This is a genomic window from Euzebyella saccharophila (assembly GCF_014855495.1).
GTDB classification, from domain to species: Bacteria; Bacteroidota; Bacteroidia; order Flavobacteriales; family Flavobacteriaceae; genus Euzebyella; species Euzebyella saccharophila.
The window spans coordinates 898,925-914,640 of record NZ_JACYFJ010000002.1 but is presented as its reverse complement, the minus strand read 5'-3'; the positions used below and the strand labels follow the sequence as shown (position 1 = coordinate 914,640).

At 39.4% G+C, this 15,716-nt stretch carries 14 protein-coding genes and 1 tRNA gene; 8 read left to right on the top strand and 7 right to left on the bottom strand.

Annotated features, from left to right (window positions below):
- Positions 1-72 precede the first annotated feature (72 nt).
- Positions 73-1,353: a tyrosine-type recombinase/integrase gene (locus tag IL355_RS10355; protein WP_099545125.1), complete on the bottom strand. Its 1,281-nt coding sequence runs from the start codon at positions 1,351-1,353 to the stop codon at positions 73-75.
- Between the two features lie 42 nt (positions 1,354-1,395).
- Positions 1,396-1,468 (bottom strand) — tRNA-Met (locus tag IL355_RS10350).
- Between the two features lie 187 nt (positions 1,469-1,655).
- Between IL355_RS10350 and IL355_RS10345 the strand changes: the two genes are divergently transcribed.
- From IL355_RS10345 to IL355_RS10330, 4 genes are all read left to right on the top strand, one after another.
- Complete coding sequence (locus IL355_RS10345) at positions 1,656-3,020, top strand: alanine/glycine:cation symporter family protein (RefSeq protein ID WP_192462067.1); 1,365 nt, start codon at positions 1,656-1,658, stop codon at positions 3,018-3,020.
- Complete coding sequence (locus IL355_RS10340) at positions 3,007-3,477, top strand: RNA methyltransferase (protein WP_192462066.1); 471 nt, start codon at positions 3,007-3,009, stop codon at positions 3,475-3,477. Before IL355_RS10345 ends, IL355_RS10340 begins: the two co-directional genes overlap by 14 nt.
- Before the next feature lie 3 nt (positions 3,478-3,480).
- The gene (gene era / locus IL355_RS10335) at positions 3,481-4,368 is read left to right on the top strand and encodes a GTPase Era (RefSeq protein WP_192462065.1); all 888 of its coding nucleotides are present in this window, start codon (positions 3,481-3,483) and stop codon (positions 4,366-4,368) included.
- 86 nt (positions 4,369-4,454) lie between these two features.
- Positions 4,455-5,978, top strand: coding sequence for a choice-of-anchor I family protein (locus IL355_RS10330; RefSeq protein ID WP_192462064.1), 1,524 nt, complete (start codon positions 4,455-4,457; stop codon positions 5,976-5,978).
- A 65-nt stretch (positions 5,979-6,043) separates the two neighbouring features.
- Here IL355_RS10330 and IL355_RS10325 read toward each other — a convergent pair whose 3' ends face one another.
- Positions 6,044-6,550, bottom strand: a complete 507-nt coding sequence (locus tag IL355_RS10325) for a GTP-binding protein (RefSeq protein ID WP_192462063.1) — start codon at positions 6,548-6,550, stop codon at positions 6,044-6,046.
- Positions 6,551-6,631: 81 nt separating this feature from the next.
- Between IL355_RS10325 and der the strand changes: the two genes are divergently transcribed.
- Together der and IL355_RS10315 are read left to right on the top strand one after the other, a co-directional pair.
- The gene (der, locus tag IL355_RS10320; RefSeq protein WP_192462062.1) at positions 6,632-7,936 is read left to right on the top strand and encodes a ribosome biogenesis GTPase Der; all 1,305 of its coding nucleotides are present in this window, start codon (positions 6,632-6,634) and stop codon (positions 7,934-7,936) included.
- A gap of 133 nt (positions 7,937-8,069) precedes the next feature.
- The gene (locus IL355_RS10315; protein WP_192462061.1) at positions 8,070-10,829 is read left to right on the top strand and encodes an outer membrane beta-barrel protein; all 2,760 of its coding nucleotides are present in this window, start codon (positions 8,070-8,072) and stop codon (positions 10,827-10,829) included.
- A gap of 6 nt (positions 10,830-10,835) precedes the next feature.
- On the opposite strand, the gene IL355_RS10310 is transcribed toward IL355_RS10315, so the two are convergent.
- On the bottom strand, positions 10,836-11,285 hold the full coding sequence (locus IL355_RS10310) for a hypothetical protein (protein WP_192462060.1): 450 nt from the start codon (positions 11,283-11,285) through the stop codon (positions 10,836-10,838).
- A 134-nt stretch (positions 11,286-11,419) separates the two neighbouring features.
- Between IL355_RS10310 and IL355_RS10305 the strand changes: the two genes are divergently transcribed.
- The gene (locus IL355_RS10305) at positions 11,420-11,896 is read left to right on the top strand and encodes a nucleoside deaminase (RefSeq protein ID WP_192462059.1); all 477 of its coding nucleotides are present in this window, start codon (positions 11,420-11,422) and stop codon (positions 11,894-11,896) included.
- 143 nt (positions 11,897-12,039) lie between these two features.
- A complete protein-coding gene (locus IL355_RS10300; protein WP_192462058.1) occupies positions 12,040-12,441 on the top strand; it encodes a DUF4174 domain-containing protein in 402 nt (133 codons plus the stop codon).
- Between the two features lie 18 nt (positions 12,442-12,459).
- On the opposite strand, the gene IL355_RS10295 is transcribed toward IL355_RS10300, so the two are convergent.
- The 3 genes from IL355_RS10295 to IL355_RS10285 form a co-directional block, all read right to left on the bottom strand.
- Positions 12,460-13,095 carry a hypothetical protein gene (locus tag IL355_RS10295; protein ID WP_192462057.1) on the bottom strand — a complete coding sequence of 212 codons (636 nt, stop codon included), beginning with the start codon at positions 13,093-13,095 and terminating at the stop codon, positions 12,460-12,462.
- A gap of 476 nt (positions 13,096-13,571) precedes the next feature.
- Complete coding sequence (locus IL355_RS10290) at positions 13,572-14,987, bottom strand: glycoside hydrolase family 71/99-like protein (protein ID WP_192462056.1); 1,416 nt, start codon at positions 14,985-14,987, stop codon at positions 13,572-13,574.
- 286 nt (positions 14,988-15,273) lie between these two features.
- Positions 15,274-15,714: a hypothetical protein gene (locus IL355_RS10285; protein WP_192462055.1), complete on the bottom strand. Its 441-nt coding sequence runs from the start codon at positions 15,712-15,714 to the stop codon at positions 15,274-15,276.
- Positions 15,715-15,716 lie beyond the last annotated feature (2 nt).

Sequence of the window (15,716 nt, the reverse complement as noted above, 5' to 3'; positions counted from 1 at the left end):
AATAGGATTCGTTGTCATTAGCTATACAAAATTCAATTATTACAATAGTAATTTTCATTAGCTAATCCTGAATTAGGTTAAGGATAACAAACCGCTATAATCCTCGGGGAGTTCCGCATCGATATCCTTCAAATAAGATTTAAGTGCCTTCAATGTAGAATGACCCGTAATCAGCATCAATTTATCACAAGTTTCTGTATAGGTAAATTCTTTCCTGAACTTCCTAAAAAGCAATGTTATAAAAGTATGCCTGAAAGAATAGATGGTATATTCACCTCCCAATTGCATCGTTTTTCCTTGTGAAAGAAGATATTCGTTGTATTTCTTTTTAAGTTTCCAAAACCGTTTGGTAAAATAATCCCTTCTACTTGATTCCGTAGCTTCCCATTCTCCAATACCAGCAGGAGTAAACAAAAAGTGATTTTGTACGGAGAAGTCCAAATCCTTGATTTCATGGTGGACGATATCCGGTATAATTTTGGTCTTTTCAGGTTTGTTCTTTGCTTGAACCCGTAATAGCTTTTGAGCAAGAAAAATATCCTTGACTTTTAGCCTGCATACCTCAATTGGGCGTAGAAAATTATAGGAGACAAATTTTATGAAAAGCAACAGAAGTGGGTCGTTTTCTTTGATAAAAGCGAACAGACCTTCCAAGATTTCTAACGAATAGGTCTTATGGCTTACCGATTTTGTATTGAGTACTTTGATATTCTCGATAAAATTTCTTGGGATAATATCGTTGTCTTCAAGCTCACCAAATAGGGAGCTCAATACGATGCGGGTGTTGTTCCTGTTTCTTGCACTGCTTTTTTTGACAATACTTTGTAGATAATTGTTGACGGTCTGTTTGGTAATGCTAAGGATGCTTTTATCGAGCAAGTTCTTTTTATTCAGGTATTTTTTAAACTGATTGTATCGGCTTTTGTAATCTTTAATGGAAGTGTCAGAAAGTTCATTGAGTTTTAGGGTATAGGCATAATCCAATGCGGCTCCGGCCGTATATTCCAAGGATTTTGAATTGAGTTTAAGCTTGTCTTTGTAAGGAGAATACCCTTCTTTCAGCATTTCCAGCAAAACCTCCTTGATTATCCCAAGATGAAATAATCTTTCTTTTTTTGTTTTGTAGTTTTTGTTGACGCTCATTGTTACTGGCGTTTGACGGACCAGCACGGGATTTCCAAGTTTGTCAAAAAGGTCCGGACTGGCATAGTCAAAATAGACGTACCACCTTTTGGAAAGGTCAAAATTGTCCCCGCCATGGTAGATTTTCGGTTCCGTGTATTTTTTCTTCTTCAATCCGTTTTTGTATGCGGTAGCGTATGCGCTTTGCAATATATCAAAAAAAGAACCCATTGACAACAGTTTTAAAAAGCTGTTAATCAATGGGTTATGTAGTAGCGGGGACTGGACTCGAACCAGCGACCTTCGGGTTATGAGCCCGACGAGCTACCTACTGCTCTACCCCGCGATGTGGGTTTCTTCTCACTTGCATTACTGCTGCAGTTCATTACCCTGCCAAGAAGACCGCTACTTTGTTCGTAACGGGCAGCAAATATACAACCGATTTATTGTATTATCAAAACATATTCCAGAATCTTTTTTATCCGCCCATAAAACCCCTAAAATGTATACCTTCGAGACTTGCTACATTGCCTATGGAACTAATTAACGACCTAATTTCGGGAGCGCTACCTTTTACGGAGTGGCCCATGTTTATTCTTTTAATCGGTGGGGGACTGTTCTTAGTCTTCTATTCCAAGTTTTTACCCTATCGCTTTTTTGGTCATGCAATCGCTATAACGGCAGGTAAATATGATGACAAAACAGCACAGGGTGATGTGAGTTCGTTTCAAGCGTTATCGGCTGCAGTTGCTGCAACTGTGGGATTGGGAAATATCTCCGGGGTGGCCATTGCCATTCATGATGGCGGTCCGGGGGTGGTGTTTTGGATCTGGGTCACGGCCCTCATTGGCATGTGTATCAAATTTTACTCATGTAGCTTGGCGGTGATGTACCGTACTACGGATGCCGATGGTAAATTGCAAGGCGGACCCATGTACTACATCTCAAAAGGCCTAGGGGAGAAGGCTCGGCCTCTGGCCCTGTTTTTTGCTGTGTGCGGACTTTTTGGCTTTTTAGGTGTATTTACGGCAAACCAGTTCACCGATACTTTTATGACCGTTATAGAGCCTAATGAGACCATTGCCAATTTCGGAATCTTCAATTGGCAGTTGGGTATTGGTTTTGTGCTTGCCGTGGTAACTTCTTTTGTTATTTTCGGGGGACTCACAAAAATTGCAAAAGTTGCCTCGGCCATAGTTCCCTTTATGGTTTTGGTCTATTTATTGGCTGTTGTGGTGGTGATGGTTTTAAATGCTTCCCAAATAATTCCTTCTTTAAAAATGATCGTTACCGAAGCTTGGAATTTCAAAACGGTGGTTACTGGAGGCTTCTGGGGGCTAGTAATTATCGGCATCCGAAGGGCCATGTTTTCAAACGAGGCCGGTTTGGGGAGTGCCCCCATGTATCACGGCCAGTCAAAAACCGATAGTCCTATCAAAGAAGGGCTCGTGGCCATGCTAGGTCCATTTATTGATACGATTTTGGTATGTACCTTCACCGCGGTCGTCATCATTTTAAGTGGGGCTTATTTAGAGGATGGTAGCGGCATCGTTATGACGCTATCCGCTTTTGAAAAGACCCTTTTTGGTTATGGAGATGATTTATTAATGCTCATCGTTACCGCTTTTGCCTTGTCCACCTTGTTTACCTATTCTTATTACGGGGTGAAGTGTTTGTCCTTTTTAACGAATCCTAAAATAGGTAAGTATTACAACTGGTACTTCGTCATCATGATTGTTTTTGCGGCGGTGGCATCTCTGGAATTGGTAAAGAACCTCATTGATCTTTCCTATGCATTAATGGTAATTCCCAATATGATTGCCGTACTTTTGTTGGCTCCTAAAGTAAATAAGGAAGCTAAAAAGTATTTTCAGAGGTTAAAAGGTGAGCACGGATAATTTTGAACATGAATTTTTTGGAATTGGCATCCAGAACGGAAAAACACCGGAAAATTTAGGGGTGCTTTGGCGAACGGCCCAAAATTTGGGCGCCAGTTTTATTTTTACCATCGGAAACAGGTACGCCAAACAGTCGAGCGATACCCACCATGCGGTAAAGGCCATGCCCTATTTCCACTATGATACATTTGACGATTTTTATGGAAATTTACCAAAAGGAGCCATGTTGGTAGGGGTCGAGATGACCGAGGATGCGGTGGATCTGGAGACCTTTCACCACCCCAGAAGGTGTGTTTACTTATTAGGGGCAGAGGACCACGGGCTCACCGCTCAGGCCTGTAAAAAATCGCACCATTTGATTCGTTTTAAGTCGGTTAAAAGTTTGAATGTAGCCGTGGCTGGAAGTATCGTGATGTACGATAGAAACTTGCCAAAACCAAGGTTTAACAAAAGATAAGGTATGGAGAAGCATAAATCAGGATTTGTAAATATTATAGGAAATCCCAATGTGGGTAAATCTACTTTGATGAATGCCTTTGTGGGCGAAAAACTGTCCATCATTACTTCCAAGGCACAGACCACCAGACACCGAATTCTAGGTATTGTCAATGGAGAAGATTTTCAGGTGATTTTGTCCGATACTCCGGGAATCATCAAACCTGCCTATGAGCTTCAATCCAGTATGATGAACTTTGTGAAAACGGCTTTTGAAGATGCTGATGTACTTATTTATATGGTAGAAATAGGGGAGAAGGCGCTAAAGGACGAAGCTTTTTTTGAAAAAATAAAGAATAGTAAGATTCCGGTACTGTTACTTTTGAACAAAGTGGATACGGCTACCCAAGAATTGTTGGAGGAGCAAGTGCAATACTGGCAAAACCTTTTGCCCACGGTAGAGCTTCATCCTATTTCGGCCTTGAGCAATTTTAATATTAAAAACGTATTTGAGCGGATTATTGAATTGCTTCCCGAAGGGCCGGCCTATTACCCCAAAGACCAGCTGACCGACAAACCGGAGCGTTTTTTTGTCAATGAGACCATCCGTGAGAAAATCCTCCTGAATTATAAAAAAGAGATTCCGTATTCGGTAGAAATTGAAACCGAAGAATTTATGGAGGATGAAGATATCATTCGCATGCGAGCTGTGATTATGGTAGAAAGAGATTCCCAAAAAGGAATTATTATAGGCCATAAAGGCAGCGCTCTAAAAAAGGTAGGGGTAGAAGCCCGTAAAGATTTGGAGCAATTTTTTGGTAAACAAGTTCATATTGAACTCTATGTAAAGGTTAACAAAAATTGGCGTAGTGATGTACGTCAACTCAAGCGTTTTGGGTACAACCAAAACTAAATCATAACATTAGCTTATTATTGAGCTTACTTTTTGGTTACGGTATTTGATCATATTCGTTTTCAGATAAATAACTATACCGTAATATGAAAAAATCACTATTGGTAGCCCTCGTTGCAGGAGCTACACTTTCTTCTTGCATTAAAGATTACATTGGTATGCCTGGTCAGGATAATGACAAGGACGTATCCACCCTTACCTTTGAGAAACTAGGAACCTTTACTAATGGCGAAGGTGACGAGGGCTTTGCCGAAATCAGTGCCTTTGATGCCAAAACGAACAAACTATTTATTGTAAACCCTAATGAAGATGAGGTTTCGGTTTGGGATATTTCAAATCCGGCTATGTCCGTAAAACTTTCGGGTATACCCTTGAATGGTACTCCAAACAGCGTGGCAGTTCACAAAGGCCTATTGGCCGTAGCGGTCGAAGATGCCAACAAGCAGGCAAACGGAAGCATCGTAACCTATGATACCGAAACCCTTCAGATGGTCGAAGCGTATACCGCAGGTGCGCTTCCTGATATGGTTGCCTTCTCACCCAATGGAAACTATATCGTTGCCGCAAACGAAGGGGAGCCTAATGATGATTATACGGTGGATCCTGAGGGGTCTATTTCCGTCATCGATTTAAAAAAGAACGAAGTGGCTACCCTGTACTTTGCCAATTTCAGCCAAGAAGGTATCGGTAACGATTTTAGGGTTTTTGGTCCTGGAGCAAGCTTTGCCCAAGATGTAGAGCCAGAGTTCGTCGCTATTTCTGATGATAGCCGTTATGCTTACATAACCTTACAAGAGAACAACGGAATTGCGGTAGTAGACTTAAAGTCCATGAGCATCACCAATGTATACGGCTTGGGAACAAAAGACCATTCATTACCCATGAACAGTCTGGATGCCAGTAATGAGGATGATATGGTGGGTAACTTCCAGAATTGGCCGGTATACGGTTTCTATATGCCCGATGCCATTGCATTTGCTAAGGTTAAAGGAGGCGAATACTTGATTACCGCAAATGAGGGTGATGCAAGGGATTACGACGGTTATTCTGAAGAAGAAAGGGTAAAAGATTTAGAATTGGATGCCACCGTCTTCCCCAATGCCGAAGAACTTCAAATGGATGAGAATTTAGGAAGGTTAAAAACCACGACAGCCAATGGCGATATCGATGGCGATGGAGATTTTGATAAGATTTATTCTTACGGTGCGCGTTCTTTCACGATATGGGATACTTACGGAACACAGGTATATGATAGTGGTGACGACCTAGGAAGGAAAACTTTTGAATTGAATCCTTCATATTTCAACGCCGATGAAGGAGAAGCTGACGGTCGTAGCGACGATAAAGGTGCTGAGCCGGAAGCGGTCACTACCCTAAAAGTAGGTAGCTCAACCTTATTGTTCGTTGGTTTGGAGCGTACCGGTGGCGTGATGGTGTACGATATTTCCAATCCGTACGCCCCTGAGTTTGTCAATTGGGTATTTGATGCGCAAGATGTAGCTCCCGAAGGTTTGTTGGTAGTGCCAGCAAAAGATAGTCCTACTAAGGAAGATTTGTTGATTATTACCAACGAGGTGAGCAATACTGTTTCTATCTACGAGATTAAATAGTAAATTTTTAGTACACTTTTTTTTGGACAAGAAGCCCTTACCCATTCTGGTAAGGGTTTTTTTATTCAACTGAGATTCATGGAATCGTTAAGTACTCTTTGCATAAAAATGTAAAGCTCATGCATCTGTGGTTTGCCTTTGTGTTTACCCACGCGCCCAAAAGCATAAAGTGCCAACCAAATGATTACCATAAGCACCATTAAACTGAGTTGGAGTACATACGGGCGATTCAATGAGGCGCTGGAATACGCCCAAATACCTAAAATGATAAAAACGGTAGCGACGCCAAAATGCAGGAACATAAAAAAAGTCCATAGGGTAGGGTTGGGACCAAAAAGTCCGTAAAGCTTGCTGTTTCCGTCTTCGGTATCGTTAATTTCCAGATGTAATTGAGGAGACCAAAAGTGTATGTGTTTTGTATTGAATTTAATAAAAACATGGTCGTCCAATCTTTTAATAATAAAGGGTTTTTCTTCGGATTTCTCAAAGGCGGACAGTAGTGTTTCCTTCGTTTGCGCCAGTTCCAATTGAAATCTCGGTCTTAAAACTATGTCGTTGGGCAAGGCTTTCATGGTCAGGGACTTTTAAGATAGAAGAAGATACACAATTCGTTAAAATATTAGTAGTACTTTTGTCGCAAAATTATTGCAGGTATGAGCGCTATCGTTGCTATTGTGGGAAGGCCAAATGTGGGAAAGTCCACTTTTTTTAACCGTTTGATCCAGCGGAGGGAAGCTATTGTTGATGCCGTTAGCGGCGTTACACGAGATAGGCACTATGGTAAGAGTGATTGGAACGGAAAAGAGTTCTCCTTAATTGATACTGGAGGCTACGTAGTGGGTAGTGATGACGTATTTGAGAAGGAAATTGATAAGCAGGTAGAGCTGGCCATTGATGAAGCGGACGCCATTATTTTTATGGTGGATGTAGAAACCGGGGTTACAGGTATGGACGAGGATGTAGCAAAATTGCTCCGTAGAGTGGATAAACCGGTATTCTTGGCAATCAACAAAGTTGATAACGCCATGAGAGAAGAAGATGCTGTGGAGTTCTACGCTCTTGGTCTAGGTGAGTTTTATACACTTTCCAGTATAAATGGTAGTGGAACCGGGGAACTTTTGGATGCCTTAGTGGAAGTGCTCCCAGAGAAAGTGAATGAAGAAAGTGAATTGCCTCGTTTTGCTGTGGTAGGAAGGCCAAATGCGGGTAAATCCTCTTTTATCAATGCCTTGATCGGTGAGGACCGTTACATTGTGACGGATATTGCCGGTACAACGAGGGATAGTATTGATACCAAGTACAACCGATTCGGTTTTGAATTCAATTTGGTGGATACCGCTGGTATTCGCAGAAAAAGAAAGGTAAAAGAAGACCTTGAATTCTATTCGGTTATGCGCTCCGTTAGGGCCATAGAGCACAGTGACGTATGTATTTTGTTATTTGATGCTACCCGTGGTTTTGACGGGCAGGTGGAGAATATTTTTTGGCTTGCACAGCGTAATAATAAGGGCGTTGTAATTTTAGTGAATAAATGGGATTTGGTAGAGGATAAAGAGACCAATACCATTAAGCAGTACACCAAGCAGATTAAAAAAGCCATTGAGCCGTTTGTAGATGTGCCTATTATCTTTATTTCGGCCCTGACCAAACAACGTATTTATAAAGCCATTGAAACAGCGGTGGAGGTATATAAAAATCGTTCCAAAAAAATTAAGACCAGGAAGATAAATGATGTCATGCTCCCCATCATTGAGAAAACTCCACCTCCTGCATACAAAGATAAATACGTGAAAATCAAGTTTATCACCCAATTGCCCACTCCTTATCCGCAGTTTGCCTTTTTCTGTAATTTACCACAGTATGTTCGCGACCCGTACAAGCGTTTCCTAGAAAATAAATTGCGTGAACATTTTGATTTTACCGGCGTTCCCGTTACGGTTTTCATGAGGAAAAAATAGGTGCTGCACTTTTAGCCTTTTCAAACATTTTGTGAAAAACACAAACTTTTGTTAAGTGTACTACATACTGTTAAGGGATTTCTATTTTTGGTCCATACCAAAAAACAACGAAAACCACTAAACAGATATACCCATGAACAAAGCCTTTTTTGCTTTTGTTCTGTGCATTTTTTTATCCCCCTTTTTAACGGCACAAGAATTTAAGATTTCCGGTACGGTCAAAGATGCCAGTACCCAAAACCCGTTGGAAGCAACCACTATTTATGCAGAGTCTCCAAAGGACAGCGTTTTGGTAGCTTATACCATTTCTGATGAGAACGGGTATTTTGAACTGGAAGAGCGTACCTCCTTAAAAAGATTCAACCTTTTTGTCTCTTATAACGGCTACAAACCTTTAACCATGAATTTGGAGGTAAAACCGTCTATTAATTTAGGAACCATTCAAATGGAGCCTCAAGCGCAGGAATTGAAAGGGGTAAATGTGGTTGGCGAACGTGTGCCCATTCAAGTGAAAAAGGATACCCTTGAGTTCAATGCAGATTCGTTCAAAACCAGGCCCGATGCCAATGTAGAGGATGTCTTAAAAAAGCTTCCGGGTGTAGATGTAGATAGTGACGGAAAGATTACCGTAAATGGGAAAGAGGTAAATAAGGTGTTGGTTAATGGGCAGGTGTTCTTTAGCAATGACCCCAAGGTGGCTACCAAAAGCCTTCCAAAGGAAGTAATAGATAAAATCCAGATTACGGATTCCAAGACCAAAACTCAGGAGTTTACCGGAGAAGAGGGAGATGGGGAAACCAAGACTATCAACTTGACAATCAAAAAAGATAAGAATAAAGGTATACTGGGAAGGGCGGCTGCTGGTTACGGAACCAATGAGCGCTACCAACTTAACGGCTTGGTCAACTATTTTAATGATACGGAGCGAATGAGTTTTATTGCCAGTAGCAATAACATCAATAACTCCGGCTTTTCATTTGATGAAATTTATGATATGGTCGGTAATACACGTGGCGGTTATGACGGCGCACGCGAATCTGGACTCATCAATAATTTTGGGAATGGAATTACCACATCCTCCAATATTGGGGGGAGCTATGCCAATGCCAAAAAAGGAAAATACGAAGTAGATGGGAATTATTTTTTTGGTTACAGCGATTCTTTTAATGACCAAAAGACCAACCGGGAAAATATTTTGCCTGACGGGCGCTTCTTTTCGGATAGTGAGAGCAATTTTTTGGGTACTACCAATTCCAATAGAGGTGCGGCCAATTTGGAATTTGACATTGATGAAACCCTACGTATTTCGGTTGAACCTTCTATGAGTATCAATAGGACGGACAGTTATAATTTTAACACATCGGTAACTACGGATGCATCTGGTAATTTGATCAATGAAAACAATAGGACCACCGTTAGTGACGGCTTTCAAAGAAATTTTTCCAACAGATTGGAGATTATTAAAAAGTTGGATACAATAGGCAGGTTTGTAAGTATTCGGTTTTCCAATAACAATAACGAGAACAGAAATAATTCCAACTTGGAATCACTAAGGGAAGTGTATGGGGATAATGCCGAAACACAAGAGCTTAACCAACTGACAGAGGTAAGCAATAAACGTAACAGCTATGAAGTACAGGCAGAGTACCGCCATCCAATTACCGAAAAATTCTTTTTGGATTTGGAGTATTCCTATAGCCATGAAGACCGGGATAATAGCAAGCAAATAAATGATTTTGACGAGGAACAAGGGGATTATATTTTGTTCAACGAAGAATTGAGTTCTAACTTTAATTTTAAAAATATTCAGCAAACACCGGCCATAGGTATTCGCCGAAATGGTGAAAAGCTCAATTTTAGGATTGGAACGGAGTATAAGCTAACGGATTTGAGTAATCAAGATTTTCTGCAAAATTCAAATTTCTCCAAATCGTATAAAAATCTGCTTTTCAATGCTAGGATGCGCTATTCTTTGGGCAGAAATAAGCGGATTTTTGCACGGTATCGTTCTAATTTAAATTTGCCTTCCGTAAATCAATTACAACCGGTTCCCAATGTTAGTAATCCACTCAATGTGGTTATCGGTAATCCAGAACTTTCTCCGGGGGTCAACCATAATGTGAATTTTAATTACAATGATTTTAACTGGAAAGATCGAACCGGTGTGTATGTCTATTTCAATATGAACATTCAAAAAGACCGGGTATCTGCCATCTCCACAACAGATGAAAATTTTCTAAGGACTACCCGTTTTACCAATATTGATGGAAATTACAATGGATGGGCGGGATTTGGTTATTCCAAACAGATCAAGAAAGACAGTGTTTTTACGGCCAAATTCAACTTAAGGCCGGGTATGAGCTTTGGCAAACAGGTAAGTTTTACCAATGGGGTGAGGTTGGAAGCCAAAAGTATGGATGTTTCTCCCAACCTTTCCGTAACTTATAATTACAAGGAGCTTTTGGAGATTGAGCCTGGCTATGGTATTTCTTTTAATAACACCCAGTACAATTTGGAGCGTGTAGAGGATATTAAATTCACTTCTCAGAATGCCAGTCTTAGATTGACGACCTATTGGCCAAAAAATGTGATTTTTGGTAATGATATTCGCTATACCTACAACGGAAATGTAGGCCACGGTTTTAAAAAGGATGCAGTTTTTTGGAATATGAGTCTAGGGCTTGAAATCCTTAATAAGAAAGGAACTGTCAAGGTTCTGGCCTATGACCTTTTGGACCAAAATATCAACACCAGAAGAACTACGGGCGAAGACTTTATCCAAGATTTTCAGGGGACGGTGTTGCAGCGCTATTTTATGGGAAGTTTTACCTATAAATTTGACCAGTTTGGGGGCGCGAAACCACCCCGGGGAGGCAGGTTTAGAAGGCGCTAAATCGTACTAGGGAAGCAAAAGTATACTACCGTTATAAATTTCTTGGATCTCCTTTGTTTCGTCATTTATTTTTAACGAATTTGTCTTTAAGATACCGCCACAGCATCCACCATTAGGTGTTCGGTTTAGTTCTAGGTCTAAATCGTAAATAATAGAATCTTTAATAATGAGTTGGTAAGAAAACATATCTTCCTTCCAATTGCTATCTCTTAGAACGAGCATGTCTGTTTCTATAATATTTTCAATAGAAAGCTGGGCCGAGTTGCTTCCCTCCAAGGTAATATCCTCCAAAGTCAAAATTTCGTTGGTAAGTACATTTTCTTTTGTAGTGCTGTCTCGTAGCTGAAAAAGGAGTTCTGAAATACCACCTTCGCATACAGTGGTGGAACAGTCTACTTCGTCCGACTCGCAAAAGGATAAAAACAATAGGGGGATAATGAATAGGTATTTGATCATAGCTTTTTTTAGAAGGATGCATTTATTTTAATTGGTTGCTTCCAAGAGTATAATTTATCATTTGATGGATAGGGGAAGTATGTAAAAGGCAAGTTCTATCTTTGATAAAAAATAACGAAAATACAATTCATTATATGAACGATTCACATGAGTTTTTTATGAAAAGGGCCATTGAAATGGCGGCTAAAGGAATGAACTCCAATGCGGGAGGTCCCTTTGGAGCGGTAGTGGTCAAAGACGGTGAGATTGTTGCCGAAGGTCATAATAAGGTTACTTCTACCAATGACCCAACAGCCCATGCAGAAGTGGTGGTTATTCGAGAGGCCTGTAAAAAACTAGGTTCGTTTCAACTTACCGATTGTATTCTGTATACCTCCTGTGAGCCCTGTCCCATGTGTTTAGGGGCCATTTATTGGGCGAGGCCTAAGGCTGTTTATTTTGCTTGCACCAAGGAAGATGCCAAGGCCATTGATTTTGATGACCGTTTTATCTATGACGAATTGGAAAAGGATATGGATGCCAGAAAGATGACTTTTGTGCAATTGCTAAGAAAGGAAGCACTACCCGTTTTTCAAAGTTGGGCCGAAAAAAATGACCGAACCGATTACTAAATTTTTGGTATTGGTTTAAAAATGAATTGATTGAGTCATTGTAAAAAGTATACTGTCTTTACTTTTAAGGTAAAATTTTCAAGGTGCGTACTTTTTCCCAAAACATTTTTCTTCCTATTCTATTACTATTTAATTTGGTCGTTATGGCTCCACTTCATTCCCAAAATTTATCTTCCCATCAATGGAAAAATAGAGTTTTGATTATTAAATCTGAAGATAAGAAAAGTGAGCTCTTTAAAAAGCAATTGGGAGAATTTGAAACTACGGATGCGGAATTAAAAGAAAGAAAAATAGCGCTCTATAAGATTGTGGGTGATGACTTTTGGTTAAAGAACTATACCAAGCCAAATGCAAATACCACAGAAAAAATTACTATTAAATTTAAAGATGAAATTTTAGAAGCTTCAAAAAATTTTGAAGTTATCCTAATTGGCTTGGACGGAGGGGTAAAACTTCGTCAATCTTCATTAGTAACTAAGGAACAGCTTTTTCAATTAATAGATTCCATGCCCATGCGGGCGAATGAATTGAAAAGAAATAACTAGCTAGCTCCCCAGAATTAGTTACTTCCTAAAAATCAAATCTTGCTTTTCCATAGCCAAAACAATGAGGTCTACATACCGATCCGTGGTTTTTTCAATATTCTTGGGGTCATTAATATCTATGGCCCCACGCCAGATTAACGAACGCTCCTTGCCCTCGCAGATACAATAAAGCGAGGTTTGGGCGTGGTAAATGGTAAACGGGTCATAATAATCGGCATCGTAGTAAATGGATTGGTTGTCATGATAATCATTTTGAAAGCTCCCACCATACGAGCTCCAAGAAGCTACACTTTCACGAAAACTGGTACGGTCTGTTGCCCCGGTTATTTTGGTGAATAGGATGGCGTCAAACCCTTTGTCCAACAAACTTTGTTCAAAATTATCCAGTTCCTCCTCACTTCTTTTGGAATCAGTAAAGTTAAGGTCAAAAACATCGATACTCCGCATGGCCTCCACCCCGCGCTTATCAAACTCTTTTTTAAGTCGGCTTTCAAAATTTGCACGAGCTTCCTCGTTTTGGGCCATACCAACGATGAGTACTTTATAGGCATCAAAAAGTACAATATCCGGATTTTTATAGTTTTCCACCAAACTGGTATTGGAACAAGCTGCTAGCAAGGAAGTAAAAATTACAAGAAGTCTTTTTAGGTTCATTATTCTCGAGTATTAGAACATCACCCTAGTCTATATGGGTTGGATTAAAATGTAAAAAGGGACAGAATTTATTTTCTGCCCTAAAGTCAATTAGTCCTTAAACAAGGTAACAACTAAAACCAAGTTGCTACTTGTTGCGAGCAATCTCTATTAATGGTAAAAATAAGTTTACTTTATAGCATAGATTATGACTTTCATCAGGTTTCCATAAAATTGAAAAAAGACTTTTTTCCGGTTTGGGGTAATGGTTACAGGCCTATAAACATGGCCTTGTTCTCGAAATGTTTAAAGCAGGTGTAATGGATTTACAAAATGGTTGGAATGCACGATTTCTATGGAGGAATCCAACGATTTTTTTCTCAAATGCATCAATACAAAAGCAACAGAATTACCGTAATCAACTCTTTCTAATTAATGCAGTTTTAATGTTTAAGTGCCAGTCATAAGGTGCTATTGCTTTCTTTTACTAACTACGATTATTGATATAAGCGATCAATAGCAATTAAAATACTTTTTACTCTTTTCACATTTAACTTTTTAAAGTATTTGTAGGATTGGTCCAAGAGTGACATGACCTCTTGGTTATCTCGATAAAGTTGTCTAGCCAAATAAAGATGGGCAGCTAGTTCCAAATCCTTTAAATTGGAATGCACTTTTGTGTAATCCTGAATCTCAATTAGATAATCAAATCCAAACTCCAAGGTGGGCTCGATCATAGTGCCTTCACCAAAATCATTCCATGTAATTAGCTGTACAAATTCCGAGTCTTCGTGATGATTAAGAAAGAGTGTTTCCCGAAATGTTTCTTTTGACGGAGCAATGGTAAAATAATCTGACCCCCAATTCCAGCCACCTTCGGTATAAAAATTATCATATCCAGGATAAGCAGAACCTACTGTGTAATCTAGATTTGGACTGTAGTTGTAATAGCCCTCCATATCATCCAAGTAACCTGGGCTTATCCAAATAAATTCGCCATCTATCACGTTTGGAAGTTTTTCCGTTGACCCCCATAAACTTAAAAATGATATGTTACTTTTCAAGCTTAAATTCTCCAAAGCGGTACTCCAAGTGGACTCTTCCATAAGATAATTTGGACCAAAAACAAAAAATGCAGGTTTATCTTGAACCCTAATGTAGTTCTCCTTTACAAAGTAGGATTCGTTTAATAAGTTCATATCTTCTTGTAACAATTCAACTTCTCCTTTAGAGGTATTTTGAAAAGAATTGTCAGCTACTCGGTCTTCATACATAATGGCAAAATCAAGGTCTATATAATTCAGTTCTTCCATAAAGGTCTCAGTAGCTTCCCTAATTAGCCCATAGTCATTTTCATTTCTACTCCCGTACCAATCAAATATAACCCCATCAATTCCAGCAAGTTTCATTAATAAAAAGTGATATTCCTGTAAATAGGGGTCCCTTGACGAATAAGGTCCAATTAATGGGTAGTAATGACTTGCAATATCCCGTCTGCCATCTTCATCCGTTACGTTGGGATTTTTATTGGCCATGGTCCAGTGTTGACCCCAGTAACCATCATAGGATCTGGATTGGAACCATGGCATATAATGTACATAAACTTTTTTGCTATTATTCTTTCCAACCCACATTGGTGGCGTGTTTTTATCAGAAATAGTACCTTTTTTAAAATTGGAAAGCTCTTCTTCAACAATTTTCTGTAACTCTTTTTTCGAAAAATTTCCCTCTAAAGGGGGTAGTTGGTAATAGGCACTGTTAGATTTTATTTCATTGGAAAATAGGGTTTCTACAGATTCCAATTTTTCGTTGGTAGAGGTTTCCTCTGTAAGTGATTCCTTTTCACATGAGGTCATGGCAATCAATAGGGCGCTCCACAGTAAAAACACTGAATTTCTCGGTATCAGTTTCATAATAAGTAGGTTTAAGAAGGAAAATTAGGTGTTTATGAGTTACAACCTGAGGAAAATCCTGCAACTAACTTCATACTTAAGATGAGTGAAAGATAAGTGTCGACGAATGAATTCCTTATTTCATAGGTTTTAACTGAAAATTAGAACAGCTTTGCTAAATCAAGTTATGGTACCTTTTTCAATAAATAGGATTGATTGCATTACTTGAAGATTGCTAGGATACAGGATGGGGATGTAATCAAATTGTTTGAGTCTTGTTTTTTAGAGGTCGCGCACAACCTAAGTTTCAATATTTTCTAATATAAAAAAGGCCGGGACCATCACAGGCAGCAGAGCCTCCCGCCAATTGATCAGCATTCTTTACCAAGAATTTTTCTATAATTTTTTCGCCAGTACAACTTTCAATTAAAATGGTTTCAGAATCATATACCAAAATTAAAACCGAGCCATTCGTATCTTCTTTAAACCTGAAGGTTCCTTCTCCTGTAACTGTTATTTCTGTGGTTAACCTTGTCTTTAAAAAGCTATTGTCTTCTTTTAAAACCAGTGTTTCTTGATATGGGAGGTCATCTCCAGATACGCTTCCGGGTTGCATGCCCAAGGTCATACTGCTTAGTTCCCATTCTTGTGGTAGTGTTTCTGTAAAATCAGATTCAAGGGTATTTAAATTTTCGCTTGTACAGGAAATCAAACAAAGTAACACAAATAGTGCTGTGTAGAATCGCATAA